We start from the raw sequence: 20,038 nt of genomic DNA on the forward strand, positions 1-20,038 counted from the left end.
AGCTACCAGCCGGCTTGTTGCCAGAACTCTTTCACGCCGTGGTGCAGCCTTGCTCCCACTTGAGTGATCACTTTCATACAAAGAAAATTTGCAGCTCTGGCAGACAACTCTGGCGCGCATTGGTGCGTGATGCCATACATGAATGCACCTGCGAACATATCGCCCGCACCGGTAAGGTCTTTGGGAGTGCATTTGCAAGCAGGTTCGTGAAACGACTTGCCTTCGTAGCGGACGTGAGCACCATGGGGACCATCCGTGACGACACAATTGGGTACCAGGTCCTTTAACTTTTCGAATGCATCGGCAACCGACTCAGTTTGCGTAATCGACATCGATTCTGGCCCGTTGCAAAACAACAGATCGGTATCGGCGAGAGCTTCGTGAAGAGCGTCTCCGAAGACTTGCGGTACAAAAGCGTCGGAGCAAGTGATGGCAATTTTGGTACCGGCTGCTTTGGCGATACGAATCGCTTCGCGGATTGCATGTTGGCCGGTCTCTGGATTAGCGAATACGTAACCTTCAATAAACAGCCATTCGGAGTTCTCGATGCGTCTGGCTTCGACGTGCGCGGCCGATAGCTTGCTGGATACCGCCAAGCAAGTTCGCATAGTGCGTTCGGCATCGGGGGTGATCAATGCGAGGCATGTCCCTGTCTGTTCGCCCACGAGGATGGGGTTACCGATGTCAATGGTGAGTTGCGAGAACTCCTCAGCATAGTGCAAGCCGTAGCGGTCATCTCCGACGCAACCGATAAAAGCCGCGCTGCCGCCCAACTGAGAAATCGCGATGATTGAATTAGCAACGGAGCCACCGCTAGCCAGTTGTAGCATGTGCCCAGTCTTCTCGAACTGATGAAGCAGTTGGGTTTGTTCATCGTGTGCGACCAATTGCATCGTGCCACGGTCGAATCCTAATGTTGCAAATTCGTCTTCCGAGACATCCAGGAAAATATCTACAATTGCATTGCCAAGGCCACAAACGGCAAATTCGCGCTTCATGAAAACTGCTCACCTTTGTTAAATAGCTGTCGAGAACCCAAGTCTTCGACGGGGAGTCTACATCGTGCGTTTTCAGCGCGTTCTGGCAAGGGGGATTGGGTCAGAAATGCGGAACGAGTCTTTAATTAGTTGACCTTTCACCGCACCGCATCGCATCGTTTAACTGCAACCAAGTTCAATGAAGGCCTCCGTACGTCTGTACCCAAGCGGAAACTTATTTGACTTGCATCGCTGGAAACATGTCACGCATCATTTGGATGGCGGCGGGGCCAACCAGGATTACGAAAACGCCAGGGAAGATGAACAAAACCAGAGGAAAGATCAGCTTCACAGCCGTTTTGGCTGCTTTCTCCTCGGCGATTTGCTGGCGACGAATTCGCATTGAATCGCTTTGTACACGCAAGGCTTGCCCGACGCTCGCACCGAATTTGTCGGCTTGGATAAGCAGAGACGCAAGGGCTCGCAACTCATCTACACCATTGCGACTGCCGAGGTCTTGAAGGACCTGTGCTTTGGGGCGGCCCATTTGTAGCTGCATGTTGCAGAGGCCGAATTCCTCAGCAATCGTTTTATAAGCGGTCTTCATCTCTTCAACCACTTTGCGTAACGCTTGATCAAGCCCCAAACCCGATTCCACGCAAACGACCATCAAGTCCAATGCGTCAGGTAGTCCCAAAAAGAGTGCTTTCTTGCGAGTCATCCGGAGATAGTTCAAGCCGAGCTCTGGGAGATAGAAGCCGATACCACCACCAAAAATCGCTTTGAGTGCAGCGCCGCTGGAGAATCCATTTAAGAATACTCCAATTCCACCGCCGATGATCAAGAAACCGATTGCAAACAGAATCTTCAGGGAGAGAAACATGCCGAACGCTGCTTCACTACGAAATCCAGCTTCACTTAAACGTTGTCGAAGTTTGTTGGACTCTTCTTCCGTCTTAGGTGTTAATGCTTTTGATAATTGAGGGGCGGCCTTGCTCAGCGCCTTGGTCAGAGCTTCCGATGTATTCGTCTCCGGCTTTGCAGCTTGGCTCTGCGAGCGATTCTGCATCTGCGACAAAACTTGCAAACGCTCTTCAGTCCGCGTTTGTTTATCACCGCCACGATCCATCAGAAGCCATGCGATGGAGAAGACCGCAATGCTGATCGAGATCGCAAATAAGATGACGTAATTGATTTCGGCTAAAAACAACATCATTGAACCTAAACTTTAATATCGACAATCTTGCGGATAACGTAAGCACCTAGCAATTGCATGAAAATTGCTCCACCCACCATCCAACGACCTACGGGTTCGTCGAACAGACTCATCACGTACTCGCGATTGAGGAAATAGGTCGAAACAAACAAGCCTGGTGGAAGCATGAACAGAACGATCCCAGACAATCGACCTTCCCCGGTCAGCGCCTGGATTTGTCCCGCCAGCTTGAATCGCTCGCGAATCAAACGTGAAATCTTTTCTAGGATTTCAACCAAGTCACCGCCAGTCTGCCGTTGCAGAACGATCGACGTGACCATGAATCGCAAGTCCATACTCGGGATGCGAGCACACATGTTTCGCAACGCGTCTTCGATAGGAATACCCAGGTTTTGTTCTTCGAAACAGCGACCAAATTCACGTTTGATAGGCTCTTGCATCTCGCCAGCGATCAGTCCGAAACCCGCTCCCAGCGAGTGACCGCTGCGCAACGAGCGACCCAGTAGATCCAAGGCTTCCGGAAGTTGTTTTACGAATTTGTTAATACGTCGCTGCTTCTTGAAATTGAGAAAGAAGTAGGCCGCTGCAGGCGGCAATAGAAACAGCACCGGGGCGATGTAAAGGCTCAGTCCCGCGACGGCGGCAATGCCCACTAAGGCGATGCCACTGAAGAGCACGATGGCCGCGAACTTGACCAATTCCATCTTTATATCGGCCTGGTCCAGCAAGCGTTGAAGGTTAAGGTGTCGATTGCAAAACTCCTCAACCAATGTTTGGGTATCATTGAGCGGGGAAGACAGCAGCGTTGAACCGTCGCGAGCACCTTTGTCAGCGCTAGAACTGCGACCGCTGGTCAACGCAGCTAAGCGATCTTCGACAACGCTTTCAGGTTGTCGTTGAAGCAACATGACGACCACAGCGCCTACTGCGGCAACCAGACCGCCTACAGCAATACTGAAAAAAATAACTGGGGACATTCGCGATATTCCTACTGGAGAAAACTTTCGGTAAAAGTCTAACTCGCAGTTAACGCGAAGGCTGAGGCGTAAGGCTACTTTTCTACTTAATCCGCTTGTAGCGGTTGTGCTGGCTGTTGGTAGAAGTCGACTGGCTAAACTAAGCTCGCATGATCATTCTTTGCCGGAAAGCGCTGGCCGGTAAGCGAACTCCGACAGACTCCAAACGGCTCATGAAGTTCGGGCGAACACCGGTACATTCGAAGTAACCAATCGCTTTGCCCGCTTCATCCACACCATCTTGCACATAGCGGTAAATGTCCTGCATCACCACGGTGTCTTGTTCCATTCCGACAATTTCAGTGATGTGCGTGACGCGTCGCGGACCACCCTGCAAGCGGTTGGCTTGGATGATGAGATCGACGGCCCCAGCGATCTGCTGGCGAATGGCTTTGACCGGCAAATCGAAACCAGCCATCATTACCAGCGTTTCCAGACGAGCGATTCCGTCTCGTGGAGTATTGGCGTGGATGGTGGTTAGCGAACCGTCGTGACCGGTGTTCATGGCTTGTAGCATGTCCAGTGTCTCGCCACCACGACATTCGCCGATGATGATTCGTTCAGGACGCATACGCAGGGCGTTTTTTACCAGGTCGGTAGCGGTAATCTGTCCGGTGCCTTCAATATTCGGTGGCCGGGTTTCCAAGCGTACAACGTGGTCCTGTTGCAGTTGCAGTTCCGCGGCATCTTCAATCGTGACAATGCGTTGGTCATTCGGGATGAAGCTGCTGAGCGTGTTTAGCAAAGTCGTCTTACCAGAGCCAGTACCACCGCAAATAATCATGTTTAGACGGGCCTTGATCGCGCCTTCCAAAAGCATGACCATTTCTGGCGTGAAAGCACCATAGTTTAGCAAATCTTCTAGTTTGAGCGGGTTTGATCCAAATCGTCGAATGGAAACCGCTGCACCGTCCAATGCGAGCGGCGGGATGATGGCGTTCACACGCGAGCCATCTTCCAAACGCGCATCGACCATCGGGCAAGTCTCATCAACGCGTCGTCCAACGCGGGACACGATGCGGTCAATGATCTGCATCAAGTGAGCATTGTCGCGGAACTCGACGTCCGTTTTCTCCAGGCGTCCGCGACGTTCGACATAGATATTTTTAGGGCCGTTGATGAGAATATCGCTGACGGCCGCATCCTTGAGCAGGAATTCCAGCGGTCCAAGTCCAAATGTTTCGTCGAGTACTTCCTCGACGATCCGCTCACGTTCGTTGCGATTGAGAAATGTGGCTTCTGTATCGCACAGATGTTCGACAACCAGTCGAATCTCGCGGCGAAGCGTCTCTCCTTTTAAGTCACCAATTCGACTCAAGTCTAACTTGTCGACCAGTCGCGAGTGAATGCGACGTTTGATGTTTTCAAATTCTTCTTGTTTCGACGAATCACCAGAACGCGAAGAATTTAAAGTCTTCATGACCATTAATCCATTAATAGTTGCTTGAACAAATCGTCGGCGCTATCTGCCAATGCAGCAGCGCCACAGCGCAGTAACTCTTCCTTAGATCGGAATCCCCAGGTAACTCCAATCGCGAAACAACCTGCATTTTGCGCGGTCAACATATCGGTATTGGTATCTCCGATATAAGCGATACAATCCGTCGAGACCGAAAAGTCGCGAGCGATCTCATAAACCGCTGCCGGATCAGGCTTTCGCGGTACCGCATCGCGTTGCCCAAGCACTATCTCGAAAATCGAATCTTTGAAGTAATGTCGCACAAGCCGCTTGGTAAAATGATCTGGCTTGTTGGACAAAACGGCCAGTTTGCAGTTTCGATGAGACAGTTCTTCGATGAGGTTCGCTATGCCAGGATACAAACGTGAATGTTCGGTACAACGCGTGTCGTACACTTCATTAAAACGTCGCATGCAGTCATCTAGCAGGTCGGCTTGAGTTTGCGAATCAGCGCCCAATGCTCGTTCAAACAGCACTCGCACCCCGTCGCCAACCAGTGTGGCGTATGCGGAAAGTGGATGCGTAGGGTGTCCCATCGATTCCAGGACATCATTGGCCGAACTGGCGATGTCCTGCAAAGAGTCCAGAAGCGTACCGTCTAAATCGAAAATCGCTGCAGGGTATTTCATTTTGCTTTTATGGAGTCAGCTCGTTTGGTATGGTTGGTCAGCTTGATTGCTCAAGCTCACTTAAAACATAGTTGAAAGGCAAGTGTCGACAACATCCGAATGATTCATGGCGTGTCAATCGTTTGCGTGTAAGCGTCGGCGAAGTGATACCGCACAAGAATTTGGCTGCCTGCCGCGGTGTCCCCAATTCTTCTTGTGATTGCTCGCGCAGGGATCGCAACAGAGATAGCGTTGAAGTTCCTAGCTTTCCCGGTGCTGCGGATAGTTCGGCTGCATTCGGAGTTTGCTGATGGCAAGACGAGCATTTGCCACAAGGTTTCACCGGGGAATCGCCAAAATGGCTTGCAAGACTGCTGGCCTGGCAGTTATTCGTTGTGGCTAACCCAAGCAATTGTTCGATGCGTTCCAAAGAACGCGATTCCAAGATCTGTAGGCGTTGATAAATACCCGTTGCGACTTGGTCGGCGTTCTCAAAGCGATTGGCGACCCGGTAGCCAAACATTAATCCGGAGGGACGCAGCTCTATCCAACCTTTCTCCGCAAAGTATTCCAACATCGACATGATGCGTTGGCGAGGCTGGTTTAATCGCTGACCTGCAACCGCCATATTGATTTCGGTCCAGATCTTCTTTTTTACTGACATCGATAGCACTGAATCAGCAAAACTCTTGCGTTCGTCTTGGAACTGTTGCACGATCCAATGCAACGGCTTGATGGGCTTGAATTCGTACTTGTCATACCGCGGACCGATCGATTCCAAGTAGCCATCAAGCTCGAGGTAAGTGAAGATCGTCCTGAGAACGTTATCGCGGATGTCATGCTCGTGCGACAAATGATAGTAACTGGCGTAAAACTCATCACGTTGGCCTGAAATGAACCGCATAAAGTTGGTGATGGATTCTTCTGCTGGTAAGTCGCCATGGGCAAAGTTTTGCAAAACATTTCGATCTTGTTCATCGAGAAACGTTAGACAGAGCGATTCTTGACCATCACGCCCTGCCCTGCCGATTTCCTGAGCATAGTTCTCAAGGCCATTAGACATGTTGTAATGCAAAATCATCCGAATGTTCGATTTATCGATTCCCATTCCGAATGCAATGGTCGCCACGACGATGGCTGAGTCAGATTGCATGAAGCGGTCTTGAACGTTGCGACGGTCAGCATCCTCCATCCCCGCGTTGTAGGCGTACGCTTCATAGCCTTTGGATACCAGAAACTCGGCAATCGATTCGCTGGTGGCTTGCAGCGTAGTGTAGATAATCGCAGGACCGACGTTCGCATCGATCGCTTGGCATAAACGATGGTTCTTTTTATTGGACGCGACATTCTCAAACTTTAGATGCAGGTTAGGACGGTACGAAGGGGTGCGCACTTCGTCAGCGTCCGCTACTCCAAGTGTCGTGCGGATATCGGAGGCAACTTGCGGAGTGGCCGTCGCGGTCAATCCCAAGACCGTAGGGATCTGATACTGGCGAACGACATCGCCAAGTCGCAAGTAATCAGGACGGAAATTGTGGCCCCATTGACTGATGCAATGCGCCTCGTCGACGGCCAGTAAATCGATTTTTAAAGTGCGCAGCAACTCGCGGAAGCGTTCGTTGAATAGACGTTCGGGAGCTACATATAAAAGTTTGGCTTTCTCGCTACGCAACTGTTCAACAGTGTTTTTATATTCGTCGATCGTCAACGTACTGTCGATGCGTACCGAACAAATTCCCAGCGAGTTCAAGACGCCAACTTGTTCGCGGATCAGCGCTAGCAGCGGCGAAACGACGATCGTCAGATTGGGCATCAACACGGCTGGCAATTGATAACAGAGCGATTTTCCGCCGCCGGTTGGAAAGATCGCCAAGGAGCTTTTGCCGTCAAGTAGCCGCGTGATAACTTCCAGTTGCCCAGGACGGAAATCCTGCAAACCAAAGCGACTACGAAGCACACTTTCGATATCCGTTATTGCTAATGTAGGCATTCGTAACGAGGTAGATTCCATTTCAAGATCGATCATCGGAAGACGCGGAGCGTTCTCTAAGTCCCGCGTTTTGCCAATCTTACCCAATCTTTGCAGTTCCAGCGACGGCAGGCAGAGAATGCTGGTCGAAAGTTCGCAGAAGCGGCTTGGCTCGTATTGAGACGCTCTCCCTTCGTTTCCTATACTCGCTGCCAAGTGTGTTTTCATGCCAGCATTTCCTTTGGGCATGTTTTGATGGATGGAAACTCACTGGCGTTTCGTCTCCTCATGTAAAATGACAACTTGGTGAACTGGTCGCAGGACATCTCGATCTTTCTTCAGCCTGCCAAAGGCAGTTTGGTCGCTGCTGCGCCCAAACCGATTAGCTCAGGGCAAGCGCGAGATGTGGTCAAGTCAACGCGAAGCTGGCTCCGGTCGCTGATCTGTCTGGTCTTTCTCTGCCTACCGAGTACCAGTTTTGCTCAGGGTATTGAAGTCGTTCCGCCGACTTTGAGTACTCAATTGCCGATCCAGGTATCGGCAGATGAAGCGCGTGTAACGCAACAGGGCAACTACGATGTTTATCAGTTGATTGGGCATTGTCGAATTCAGCAAGGGCCGTTTATTGGCGAATCCAATCAATTAACTTTGTGGGTAGACCAAGCAAGTGAGTTTGATGGAGAGACGCCCGTCAAAGTCATTATGACGGCCGATGGTATGGTCAACATACGATGGTCTGAAACCGATCGCTTGCAAGATGCAACATGGTCGGGGCGGCTGTTTACGGTCTATCCGTTGGACTTGAAAGCGAATAAGACGATCGAATCTGGGGCTTTCGCTGTACCCGAACTTTGGCAGCAACCGCTACAGAACGCCTTTGTACTTCCTGATCAGCAGACTGGTGACTTTCGAGCTAACGGAGTTCAGCCTGCTCAGTTCGCAACTCAGAATCAATCCCTAGAGGGTAGTTTCAATGTTCCCACTTCACCGCTGGGCGGGATTGTGATTGACGATGCTGGGAACATTATTGAAGAGATTCAAGGTGCACCTGTTACCGAGCAACGAGCCTTCCAATTACCAGCACCTGGAGGCGGTTTCAATTCTGCTGGACCTGAGGTCTTTTTGCCGCCTACGATGGGTTCCATACCGTCGACCATGGGGCCTAGCATTAACGCCAATCCTACGATTGTTCCTAATGCCACAACGGGCACTTTGTCGGTTGCTCCAACGCCACCGCCACGAATCGGCGCCAAAACATTTTCCATGACCGGTCGCGGAAACAGTCCCTATCAGATCGAAGTCAAATCGGACCCGTTGCGTAATGAGTCGATCATTGTCGTTACGCGCGGTGTGCGATTAAGTTTCGCTGGCGCAGTTCAACAAACGTCTAAAGGGCCGATGCCACTGGGGGCTGTTTCGTTGGAAGCCGATCGCGTGGTGATTTGGACTTCGGACATGCAGCGTTTGATGAGTGGCGATGCGAGCGAGATTCCCATCGAGGTGTACTTGGATGGTAATGTTGTCTTTCAGCAGGGCCTGCGCAAGGTTTACGCTGACCGCATGTACTATAATGCTCAAGCGGAAATTGGGACGATTTTGAATGCCGAGATTCTGACGCCAGTTCCGTTGTACGAAGGCATCCTGCGATTGAAAGCAGACGTTGTACAGCAGCGATCGCGACAGAATTTCCTAGCGTACGACGCCGCGATGACCAGTTCGCGACTCGGCGTGCCGCGTTACTGGTTGCAAGCGGATCGATTAGAGTTGTCTGACCAGCGCGACGCAGATGATCCAAATCAATACATGAATGCGCAGCGTACGGGCACCACCAACATGCAGGCTAAGGCTCGCAATAACTTCGTGTACATCGAACAGATACCGGTGTTCTACTGGCCATTTTTCAACTCGAATGTTGATTCGCCAAACTTCTTTATCCGCGGTGGTAAGATTAAGAACGATCAGATCTTCGGTCAACAAGTTTACCTGGATTCCGATCTGTATCAATTGCTAGGCATCAACGGTCGCGACGGAACGGATTGGCGGATGTCGACAGACTATCTTTCCAAGCGAGGGTTCGCACTTGGAACTAGCTTTCGCTATAACGTTCCCACATTTATCTTCGATGGCCCAGCGAATGGTTTTATCGATGCATGGGGGCTAGAAGACAAAGGGCTCGACCTCTTGGGGGCAGACCGCATCAATATCACGCCGGAGGAATCGTTGCGTGGACGCGCGATTGTTCAGCATCGTCAGTTGCTAAGTCGCGACTTGGAGCTTCGCGCCGAGGTGGGCTATCTCTCGGATCGCAACTTTCTTGAACAGTATTTCGAACAAGAGTGGGATCAGGAGAAAGATCGTACGACCACCTTACGCATGCGTCGGTACAACGACAACCAAATGCTGGACGTTTGGGGCCAAGTGCGTTTGAACGATTTCTTTACGGAGTCGGAATGGCTGCCGCGACTAGATTACTTTGTGTTGGGGCAATCATTCTTCGATCGATTGACATGGTATTCAAACTCGCACGTTGGTTATGCACGTCAGAAGATCGCTAGTACGCCGACGGATCCTCAAGATGCTGCAACTTTCCAACTGTTGCCTTGGGAGGCCGAGTCCTCAGGGATTCGGGCTGGCACTCGGCAAGAATTGGCTATGCCAATTGCGGCTGGTCCATTTAAGTTCGTGCCCTACATCAACGGCGAGGTCATGACCTATGGCGAGGACCTGACGGGCGAATCCTTGACTCGCTTAACCGGTCAGACTGGTGTTCGAGCATCGATGCCGATGTGGCGAGTTTACGAAGATGTGCAAAGCCGGATCTTTAACGTCAATGGTTTGGCGCACAAGATGAATTGGCATTCGGAATTTTTCTATGCCGATACCAGCGAGAACGTCGATCGTATTCCGCTTTATGACCCGCTGGACGATAACGCTCAGGAACACTTTCGCCGACGTATGATTTTCAATACCTTTGGTGGAGTCATGCCGGACCAATTCGATTCCCGCAGTTTCGCCATTCGGCAAGGTTTGCAACGTTATGTCACTGCGTCTAGTTTAGATGTTGTAGAAGATCAGATGCAGTTCCGGGTTGGCTTGGATCAAAGGTGGCAAACCAAGCGAGGGTTGCCTGGTCGCGAACGAATCGCCGATCTCTATGAAGTGGACATGTCTGCGATATTGTTTCCCAAATCGGAGCGAGATAATTTTGGAGAGACTGTCGGTGCGTTGACCTATGCGTCGCGACTTCATTTGGGAGATCGAGTCACTTTGCTCGGAGACGGCTATGCCGATATGTTTGAAGACGGTTTGCGAGTTTTAGGATCTGGCGTGATGGTCTCGCGACCTGGTCAGGGGCAGATTTTTGTTGGATTAACGCGATTGATGGGCCCGATCGATTCGACCGTGTTGACGGGCAATGCAAACTATCGGCTGAACGAAAAGTACATTGCTTCGGCGGGGATGATTTTTGACTTTGGCGAGGTCGGAAGCGTTGGGCAGAATTTCGGTTTGACGCGAATTGGCGAATCCTTCTTGTTTCAAGTGGGCATGATGGTTGATCGAGGGCGCGACAATGCCATCTTCAACTTCAATTTCGAGCCAAGATTCTTGCCGATTCGAGGATTGGGAGCCGTGGGCGGCAAGCTAGTTCCGCCCGCTGGATTGTATGGTTTGGAGTAATCGCCTCTGGGTTGTCGAGGACCTTGCAAACCGTGTCCGAAGACCGCTATTGTTTCTCGCGAAACCTACTAAAATATGGACTCTGGGTTTGGTAGATAGAGGTCCTCTGGGCATAAACGAAGAATGAATCAACAGAGCTTTAAAGATCGAGCAGATGCTTTAGAAAATGCATTTTTTGCGGAAGTGGACGCCAAGTTATTGGACCAACTTCGATCGAGTTTCGAAAAAGAGCAGACAGCAGACGAACTAGCCGCGCTCTCCGGCATCGGAGATAAAGCGGTGCTGACCGCGTTGGTCGATGCGGGCGTTACCGCTCGATCAATGACCGTGCTGCATCTTTTCCCGCTGATTGCAGTGGCGTGGGCAGACAATATTGTGCAATCCGAAGAACGAGAGAAGATCGTGCTGGCCGCGGCCAAACAAGGTCTATCGGCGGACAGCCCGGCAGGCATGTTGTTGGCCTCATGGCTGAATCACAAGCCAGCGGATTCTGTTTTTGATGCTTGGGAAGCCTACGCCAAGGCCTTGGTCACACGCTTGAACGCAGACGATGCGGATGCACTGCGTTCTAGTATAGAAAAAGAGATCAAAGATGTGGCGCAATCCGCCGGAGGCGTTTTGGGCTGGGCAGCAATCTCCAAAGGGGAGAGTGAAATCATGAAACGAATCATGAAGGCACTCGGTTGATCAAGCGATTGTCGCCTCAGGCAAAGAGCTTTCCGTTGTGGTAAAGTCACGATCAACGCAACTTTGGTACGAAAAATAAGCGAATCAATGCATCCCCAGGGTTCTACAGAAAAACCGCATGTAGTTTGGCATGCCGCAAGTGTCTCGCTGGCCGAGCGCCAACAGCTTAACGGCCATCGAGGGGGCGTGCTGTGGTTTACTGGATTGAGCGGCTCGGGAAAAAGCACGATCGCTAACAGAGTGGATGAGCTTCTGTTTCAGCAGAAGCGGCATACCACGGTGCTCGATGGCGATAATATTCGCCACGGACTGTGTGCTACGCCTACTCAACTGCAAAGCGACTACGATCCAGAGTTCGCTCAACGATTCGGCTTAGGTTTTCCTGCTCAAGACCGACGGGAAAATATCCGTCGCGTTGGTGCCGTTTGCGAATTGATGGCGGCCTCGGGATTGATTGTGCTCACGGCGCTGGTTTCACCGTATCGGGCCGACCGAGATCGTGTACGCAAAACGATCGAGCAGCAGCATGGGGCCGGGAGTTTCTTTGAAATCTTTGTCGATGTCCCACTAGAAGTTTGCGAATCGCGAGATCCCAAAGGACTGTACAAAAAGGCTCGCGCTGGCGAGATCAAAAACTTTACTGGGATTGATGATCCATACGAACACCCCTTCAATCCTGAACTGGTGCTAAAAAATAGCGAACAGTCGATAGATAGCGCCGCACAACAGGTGATTGATGCCTTGCAGCATCAAGGTTGGTTTTACAAATAGATTACAGCTTCAGGTGAAAAGATGGCAGAAAAGTGGCCCATTGGCGTGTTTACTAGTATCGATGCTGGCTTAGGTGTCCAGTTTCCGGTCGTAGTCGAGTTGGGGATTCCTACCATTCAGCTTCACGCCCCCGCGCGTGCCAGCCGAACGCCGGATTCTGCTAGTGCCTTCTTGGAAAAACTTGACCAGCACAATATTCGACTGACCTGTGTTTTTGGCGGTTTCGATGGCGAAAGCTATGCGGATATACCAACGGTCGAAAAGACGGTCGGATTGGTGCCAGAAGCAACTAGAGCAGCCAGGCTGAAAGAGATGTACGAGATCTCCGATTTTGCTTGTTTGCTAGGATGTGGTGTGATTGGATTGCACCTTGGCTTTGTCCCACATGACTCAGCCAATCCTATATTTAAAGACGTGGTCGCTGTCACTCGACAGTTATGTGATCATGCGCAATCCAACGTGCAATCCGTGCACTTAGAAACCGGCCAGGAAACTGCCGAGTCATTGTTGCAGTTCATACAAGCTGTGGAACGTCCCAATTTGTTTATTAATTTCGACCCTGCGAACATGATCTTGTACGGAACAGGAAACCCTATTGAGGCACTTAAGAGCGTTGGCCGCTATGTTCGGTCGGTGCATTGCAAGGATGGTAAATGGAGTGATCAGCCAGGGGTGACCTGGGGCACCGAAGTCAAATTGGGCGACGGTGATGTCAATATGGAGCTGTATCTGCGAACGCTGCAGGAGATCGGCTACGACGGACCGCTGACCATCGAACGCGAGATCCCTCAGGAAGCTGACCGTCAGAAGGAAGAGATTCAGCATGCCAGAGATCTCTTGATCGCCTTGCGTCAAAAGATCTAGGCTGCGTCTACAGCTAAACCGCCGCTTGGTCGTACTTTACGCGATGGTGATAGATCGCCGTCAGCGATTTCAAGATTGCTGTTTTTGCGATATTGAGTTGTGTAAGAGTAAGTCCGCATTCATCGAACTGGCCATCGGTTAGCTTCTTCATCGAAATCGATTCGATCAGGTTTTGCAACTTGGTTGGCGTCGGTTCGACCAGTGTCCGCGAAGCGCTTTCTACGGCATCTGCAATCATTAGGACGGCAGCTTCCAGCGTCTGCGGTTTCGGCCCAGGGTATCGAAACGCCGCTTCGGAGACTTGCGAAGATCCCTGATTGGACTCTTCGTGTTTTTTCGTTGCTTGCTTAAAGAAGTATTCAACCAAGGTCGTGCCGTGGTGTTGCTCGACAAAGTCGATGATCGATTTGGGCAACCCATGTTGACGTGCAAGGTCAGCCCCGTCTTTAACGTGAGCGATAATGACCAAAGTACTCATCGCTGGCTGCAGTGTGTCGTGGCAGTTGACGCCTTGGGATTGATTTTCAATGAAGTAGTTTGGTTTGAACATCTTGCCGATGTCATGGAAATAAGCACCGACGCGAGTTAACAGACCATTGGCACCGATACTTTCTGCAGCCGCTTCGGCAATGGCAGCGACGGTGATGCTATGGTTGTAGGTGCCAGGTGCACGCTGAGCCAACTGTCGCAGCAAAGCGTGGCTAGCATCGCCAAGTAGAAGCAGACTCATGTCTGTTTGGACGTCAAACACTCGTTCAACCAGCGGCAGCAGTCCGGCCAAAATGATACCTGCCAGCAGAGTGTACGAAGCATGACGTAGGGCTTCCCAAGCCAATTGACGAAACAAAGGCGGACGTTGGCGTTCTGGTGATTTTTCGGCTGCGGGTGAATTGCTGGACACAACCGACATTTGTTCTGGCTCTTGGGAGATGCCATTGACTTGTCCGACCATCGCTCCCACGCCCATCGTGGTGGTTGCGACAACCAAAGCCGCTCCCAGGGCGACGTACACCGGGCGTTCACGCGTTCGAATTCGTCCCAGCATCAAGATGCTAGCAGCACAGACAGACAAAGAGATGACAAATTCGGCGAGATCCATGCCCAGCGTTAATGTAATTGCCAGCGCCAAGACCATAAGTAGGATCAAGGCTGCGGACCGCCCAAAGACAATGGTTGCAGTCATTGCGAAAAAGACTAGCGGTAAGACTCGCGCTCGCCAAGGATCTTGAGCGGCAAACACACACAACAAAATACAACTTACTGATAATCCAAGGAGGCGTATCAGGCGACCATTATCCGTCAGCAGCGTGCGGTCAATTTGATAATAGAAGAACAGACCGCACAAAAGACAGATAGCCAGTAGCATCCCTACATAGGCCATCAAACGAACCAGACGTTCGCCGTAGCTTTGTTGGCCAACCCAAGCATCATACTCGGCTCGCAGTAAATCAATGTCATTGGCCACTAGGGGTTTACCACCGGTGACCATGGTCGTAATCGAAGGGAAGTATTGAATCATGGTCGGTTTGACTTCAGATTCACGTTTCTCACGCGCCATGCGAGTCAGTTCTTGTTCGTTCTTTTCCCAAGTAAGCGTTACCGGCAGTCGCGATTGCATGAACTGAAAGATTAGTTCCGCGAAAATGGGTGTTTCCGAACTGCTTGCGAATTGTCGCCGAAGTTCTCGCTTCAGATTCTCGTGCAACACGGGCAATACTTCGACGATGCGAACGCGTTTCACATCTACTTCAATTGCATCTTCTTCTTTGCCTGAGGTAAATACGCGGATCGCGCGCTGGTTGCCTTCTTCGAACGTGTGCTTTAGATTCTCAAGCAACCCTGTTTCTTCCAACGGGCGAAAAACGATGTCCAACGCATTGTCCAGTTTGGCGATCTGAGTATCGTCGGCCAGCATCGATTGAATGGCGGTGAATGCATCGTTGGCGCTGACCGCCGTGCCAGTCGCTTGCAGAGCGCTGAGTATTCCATTGACCACGTTGCGCTGCTCTTCGCTCAACGCCTCAAAGCTGGTGGTGGTTTTGAACCGCAGGACGTGTTCGCGTACGCCGCTGCGCAACTGAGCTAGCGGTTTGGTGTCGTGTCGGTAGTAACATAGTACTTCGCGTCCGGCTTGTGCTTTTTTGTTTTCGGTCTGCTTCTGGTCCAGGACTTCGAAGGGGACGCGAGCTACGATTGCCCTAGCTGGGACGTAGCCTTCGCGATAAGGAAATGGCGGATTCCATGCCCGCACGCTGATTGTGACCAGCGCAAGAGCGGCCAGCACAAATCCAAAACGAATCAAGACTTGCGTTTGCGTTAATCGCGACCAAAGCGCAGACCAAGAAAATGAATCAATTTGAAGCGAAGCGACTCGGTCACTTCGGGTTCGAATAGGCGCGGTTGACATGTTTTATTGCGAAGTCATTAAAGAGCTCCGTCCGCTGAATCGGAATCGTCATCAAAGATAACGCTAGGCGGGATGGTGCTGGAGCTATCATACGCGGTTACAATCCTTTGAACTAAGGCATGCCGCACGATATCGGTTTGGTTCAATCGGACAAAGGATACGCCTTGGATGCCTCTAAGTCGTTGGACTGCATCGCGTAAGCCACTGGTAACACCCCCAGGCAAATCGATCTGCGTGACGTCGCCGCTAACAACAACTTTTGACCCTTCGCCCATGCGGGTTAGAAACATCTTCATCTGGCTCACGGTCGTGTTCTGAGCTTCATCCAAGATGATAAAGGCATTGTTCAGTGTTCGGCCACGCATGTAGGCCAAGGGGATGACCTCGATCGTCTCTTGTTCCATCAAGAATTTGATCTGCTCAAAATCCACCATCTCGTGAATCGCATCGAGCAAAGGGCGCAAGTACGGGTTGAGTTTGGCTTGCAAGTCGCCAGGTAAAAATCCTAGGCTCTCGCCAGCTTCAACGGCGGGACGAACCAGAACGATCTTCTTGATTTGACGCGACTTAAGCGCCTCAACGGCAGTTGCTACCGCAAGGTAAGTCTTTCCGCAGCCAGCCGGACCAATACAAAAGGTCATGTCGTGCTTACGGATTGCATCGACATACCGCGATTGTCCTTCCGTGCGCGGGCGTATGCGTTTGGCAGCCGAACCAATCGCTACTTCCGAGTTTACGAAAGAGGCTTCCTTCGGGCCTGAAGTGCCAAGCACCTCTGCGACTGTCTCTGGGCCAATTCTCGCGTTTCGCATCGCTCGATCCTTGAGTTGCTCAAGGATATCGGTAGCTAAGCGAACGGCTTCTGGTTCTCCGGAGACGCGGATCTGATTTCCGCGGTGAGTGATAGCGACTCCAAACTGATTGCGTACAGCACGCAGATTGGAATCTTGGGGGCCAAATAGCTGAACGGCGATGGCCGGGTCGTGTAGACTTAAAATTGCTTCTGACATGCAGGCGGGCTGCCATAATAAAACGGCAGCTTTGTGCTCCTTTCCAAATGGTAACTTGTTCGTCGGCGGTCGCTACGCGTCAATATAGTGTAACGAACAGCCGATTGTTCTGTTTCAACAACTCCCGTACCGTTTGGTGATCCTTGCGGGTTTTCGCAAACGTGCAATTTACAACTGCTAAGGCTAGCTTGGCGAAACGATTAGGGAAAGTATGTGGCGCCGAATTCACGAGCTTTTCTTGTCTGAGTTAAGCGACCCGAACGGTTGCGACGGTTGCGACATTCGGTTTTCGCTAGCCCAGCCAGCCAGCCAGAATTGTAAAATAACCAACCGGGGCAGCAAAAAATAGGGAGTCGGTCACATCCCAAATCCCTCCCAAACCCGGCAAAAGCTTACTGCTATCCTTGACATTGCAGGAACGTTTGATCACCGATTCCAGCAGATCCCCAACCAATCCTGCCATTGCAAGCAGCACTCCGGCTGCCGCAGGCCCCCATAATGGAAGCTGAGCCGAAGCTGCAGGTTCGCAACCGAACAGATTCGACTTGAGAAACAGGAAGAAAAGCGAACTGACTCCAGCCGCAACCAGAATCCCACCAACCGCACCTTCCACCGTTTTCTTCGGACTGATTACCGGGTCCAGCGGTCGGCGACCAATTGCACGGCCAGAAAAATACGCTCCCGCGTCGGACATTTTAACGACGATCACAACCCCAACCATGGTGATCAAGCCTTCGTAATTGGGTGGAGTCAACCGAATACAAAGCAAGAAATGCGCTAGCAGGCCTGAGTAGGCGACGACCAAAAAGCTTGCCGCCAAGCGACCGGTGGCATCCGCTGAGGTTGCCCGATAGTGCTTCATGGCATCCAAGACTAAAATTCCAAAGGCGACGAAAAGCCCGACACTGGACCAACCAACCATTCCAATCGGACAGTCTGCCGGATACGCCTTACTCGTCGCAAACGAATAAAGCACCGGAGTAGTGCTCAGCAGCAATACGACGGCTGCTACCGCGACGCACAGAGTAACTGAGATTGAATGCCTCTGGCGAGCCATGCAGGCGAATTCATACGTCGTACCTAGCACCAGAAACGCTTGCACCGGGATCAAATACAAACCTGCTGTAGCCCCCCAAAGGGAGTATGCGTCTGCAAACACAAAGACGAGAACGCTGCTGATTAAGACGGCGGCAGAGAGTAAGCGAAGGGACAACAAGGTGCGGAGCGTATGTAGGTTGTTTGAATGCGGTGGTCAAAACTTATTAATAGGATGTATCGCGCATCGGTACTTCGGCAATCCAATGCGAGCTTTAAGTTGATGCCAAGCCGCCAAAGCGTCGTTCGCGTCTGCCGAATTGCTGTACGGCATCTACGAAATGTTCTTTGGTAAATTCGGGCCACGATGTGTCTAAGATAACAATTTCTGCATAGCTTAGTTGCCACAGCAAAAAATTGCTGATCCTAAACTCGCCGCTGGTTCGAATCAAAAGATCGGGGTCCGGCAGATCTGCGGTATACAGATAGGACTTGATCGTGCTTTCATCGATTGCCGATGCCGTCAACTTATTGGCCGATACATCCTCTGCAATATGGCGAACCGCATCGGTAATCTCTTGCCTTGAACCGTAATTGATCGCCAACGTCAGCGTTAGTCGGTCACAATGAGCAGTTGCCTGCTCTGCAGTCGCCAATTGCTTTTGGATCTTTGGTGTCAACTCATGGATACGACCAATGGTCTTCAAACGAATAGATTGCTTGATTAGGTCGTTCTGTTCAGAAGTCAGATACTGCTGCAGCAACTGCATTAGGAAATCCAACTCAAGCTTTGGTCGTTTCCAGTTTTCTGTGGAAAAGCAATATAACGTCAGAAACTTGCAGCCTGACTCAATGGCTCCCTCGATCGCTTGGCGTACTGCGTTAGCCCCGCGGCGATGGCCTTCGATTCGCGGAAGTCCTCTTGCTTGAGCCCAACGCCCATTACCGTCCATAATAATGGCTACATGCTGTGGGCTATCAAGATTGCTCATAATGGTTTTAACGCGTACTACTTCGAGGCGCGAATGCGATTGGACTGATCCAGGAATATGGTTTGGGCTCGATCCGGTCCAATCGAAATAACTCCCACATCGACGCCGACTAGGTTGGCAATTCGCTGGACGTAGGCGATAGCGCCGTCGGGCAGATCTTCCAATTTGCGAGCACCGCTAATGTCTTGCTTCCAACCGGGGAAGCTTTCATATATCGGTTTTGCCTTACGCAACTGCTCTACATGCGAAGGAAAACGGTGCACGATCTGGCCGTCGATTTCGTAAGCTGTGCAGATCATGATTTCGTCCAAATGCCCTAGCACGTCCATCATCATCAGCGAGAGTGTGTTGATGCCGCTGAGCCGGGCGGTATAGCGAACCGCGACCGCATCAAACCATCCACAACGTCGTGGGCGACCTGTGGTGGTACCATATTCTCGGCCAATATCGCGTATCTTTTGCCCAATGTCATCATGCAGTTCGGTCGGGAAAGGGCCTCCCCCAACTCGCGTGCTGTAAGCCTTGGCTACACCAATGACATTCTCTAGCCATTTGCCCGGAACGCCTGAACCGGCGCTGATGCCCACTCCCGACGCATTGCTGCTGGTGACAAACGGAAAAGTTCCATGATCGATGTCCAATAGAGCGCCCTGGGCGCCTTCCATAAGCAATTGTTTGCCATCGTCCAATGCATCCAACAAATAGTTGGTGGTATCCAATGCCAACGGCCGCAAGGCTTCAGCCCACTTCCTGGCATCGCCGATAATCTTATCTAAATCCAACGTCTCTAATTCGCCCTCTTCGGCAAGAGACGAAAGCCACTTACGTTTGAACTCTAGGACGCTGGCAATCTTTTCATCAATATCGCTCGACAAGATGTCGGCCAACCGAATGGCATGGGTCCGTCCAACTTTGTCTCGATAGCACGGCCCAATACCGCGCAGAGTGGAACCGATGCTTTCTCCGGAAACGGATTGTCGATTCGATATGCGATCTTCCACAATATGCCAAGGCATGACCAAATGCGTCCGTTCGCTAACTCGCAAGTTCTTTCGCGGGTCCATGCCACGTTGCATCAAGCCATCCAACTCGGTGAGGAACGTTGCCGGAGCCATAACGACCCCAGGAGCAATAATGTTCATCACGTTGGGATGTAAAATGCCGCTGGGGATATGATGCAGCTTGTAAACCTGGTCTCCCGATACGACGGTATGGCCAGCGTTGGCGCCACCTTGGTAGCGAACCACGATATCATGCTGCGGAGCTAGTAGGTCAACTAACTTCCCTTTGGCTTCATCACCCCATTGCAGTCCAATTACACAAGTTGCTGGCACTATCGCGAAACTCTC

At 51.3% G+C, this 20,038-nt stretch carries 15 protein-coding genes; 4 read left to right on the plus strand and 11 right to left on the minus strand.

The annotated features are described in order from the left end of the window. Positions 1-2: 2 nt before the first annotated feature. The 6 genes from SH302x_RS05065 to SH302x_RS05090 form a co-directional block, all read right to left on the minus strand. Positions 3-998 (minus strand): adenosine kinase, encoded by a 996-nt coding sequence (locus SH302x_RS05065; protein WP_479367640.1) that lies wholly within the window; start codon positions 996-998, stop codon positions 3-5. A gap of 214 nt (positions 999-1,212) precedes the next feature. Then, positions 1,213-2,193, minus strand: a complete 981-nt coding sequence (locus SH302x_RS05070) for a type II secretion system F family protein (protein WP_479367641.1) — start codon at positions 2,191-2,193, stop codon at positions 1,213-1,215. A 5-nt stretch (positions 2,194-2,198) separates the two neighbouring features. Next, positions 2,199-3,170 (minus strand): type II secretion system F family protein, encoded by a 972-nt coding sequence (locus tag SH302x_RS05075; RefSeq protein WP_479367642.1) that lies wholly within the window; start codon positions 3,168-3,170, stop codon positions 2,199-2,201. Between the two features lie 139 nt (positions 3,171-3,309). After that, entirely contained in the window at positions 3,310-4,635 is a 1,326-nt protein-coding gene (locus SH302x_RS05080; protein WP_479367643.1) for a TadA family conjugal transfer-associated ATPase, read from the minus strand. Further along, on the minus strand, positions 4,635-5,297 hold the full coding sequence (locus tag SH302x_RS05085; RefSeq protein WP_479367644.1) for an HAD family hydrolase: 663 nt from the start codon (positions 5,295-5,297) through the stop codon (positions 4,635-4,637). Before SH302x_RS05085 ends, SH302x_RS05080 begins: the two co-directional genes overlap by 1 nt. 37 nt (positions 5,298-5,334) lie before the next feature. Then, a complete protein-coding gene (locus tag SH302x_RS05090) occupies positions 5,335-7,473 on the minus strand; it encodes a RecQ family ATP-dependent DNA helicase (RefSeq protein ID WP_479367645.1) in 2,139 nt (712 codons plus the stop codon). A gap of 78 nt (positions 7,474-7,551) precedes the next feature. On the opposite strand from SH302x_RS05090, the gene SH302x_RS05095 reads away from it, so the two are divergent. The 4 genes from SH302x_RS05095 to SH302x_RS05110 all read left to right on the plus strand — a co-directional run bounded on the left by SH302x_RS05095 (position 7,552) and on the right by SH302x_RS05110 (position 13,245). Continuing rightward, the gene (locus tag SH302x_RS05095) at positions 7,552-10,923 is read left to right on the plus strand and encodes an organic solvent tolerance protein OstA (RefSeq protein WP_479367646.1); all 3,372 of its coding nucleotides are present in this window, start codon (positions 7,552-7,554) and stop codon (positions 10,921-10,923) included. Positions 10,924-11,046: 123 nt separating this feature from the next. After that, positions 11,047-11,610: a hypothetical protein gene (locus tag SH302x_RS05100; protein ID WP_479367647.1), complete on the plus strand. Its 564-nt coding sequence runs from the start codon at positions 11,047-11,049 to the stop codon at positions 11,608-11,610. Between the two features lie 87 nt (positions 11,611-11,697). After that, positions 11,698-12,381, plus strand: coding sequence for an adenylyl-sulfate kinase (cysC, locus tag SH302x_RS05105; RefSeq protein ID WP_479367648.1), 684 nt, complete (start codon positions 11,698-11,700; stop codon positions 12,379-12,381). Between the two features lie 21 nt (positions 12,382-12,402). After that, complete coding sequence (locus SH302x_RS05110; protein ID WP_479367649.1) at positions 12,403-13,245, plus strand: sugar phosphate isomerase/epimerase family protein; 843 nt, start codon at positions 12,403-12,405, stop codon at positions 13,243-13,245. Positions 13,246-13,258: 13 nt separating this feature from the next. Here the strand turns inward: SH302x_RS05110 and SH302x_RS05115 are convergent, their stop codons facing one another. The 5 genes from SH302x_RS05115 to SH302x_RS05135 all read right to left on the minus strand — a co-directional run bounded on the left by SH302x_RS05115 (position 13,259) and on the right by SH302x_RS05135 (position 20,023). Further along, positions 13,259-15,652, minus strand: a complete 2,394-nt coding sequence (locus tag SH302x_RS05115) for an HD family phosphohydrolase (RefSeq protein WP_479367650.1) — start codon at positions 15,650-15,652, stop codon at positions 13,259-13,261. 17 nt (positions 15,653-15,669) lie between these two features. Then, positions 15,670-16,662: a PhoH family protein gene (locus tag SH302x_RS05120; protein WP_479367651.1), complete on the minus strand. Its 993-nt coding sequence runs from the start codon at positions 16,660-16,662 to the stop codon at positions 15,670-15,672. Positions 16,663-16,954: 292 nt separating this feature from the next. Continuing rightward, entirely contained in the window at positions 16,955-17,875 is a 921-nt protein-coding gene (locus SH302x_RS05125) for a phosphatidate cytidylyltransferase (RefSeq protein ID WP_479367652.1), read from the minus strand. 97 nt (positions 17,876-17,972) lie between these two features. Beyond that, entirely contained in the window at positions 17,973-18,689 is a 717-nt protein-coding gene (uppS, locus tag SH302x_RS05130; protein ID WP_479367653.1) for an undecaprenyl pyrophosphate synthase, read from the minus strand. A gap of 17 nt (positions 18,690-18,706) precedes the next feature. Then, positions 18,707-20,023 carry an adenylosuccinate synthase gene (locus SH302x_RS05135; protein ID WP_479367654.1) on the minus strand — a complete coding sequence of 439 codons (1,317 nt, stop codon included), beginning with the start codon at positions 20,021-20,023 and terminating at the stop codon, positions 18,707-18,709. Between the last annotated feature and the right edge of the window lie 15 nt (positions 20,024-20,038).

Source organism: Njordella calcicola (assembly GCF_056494125.1).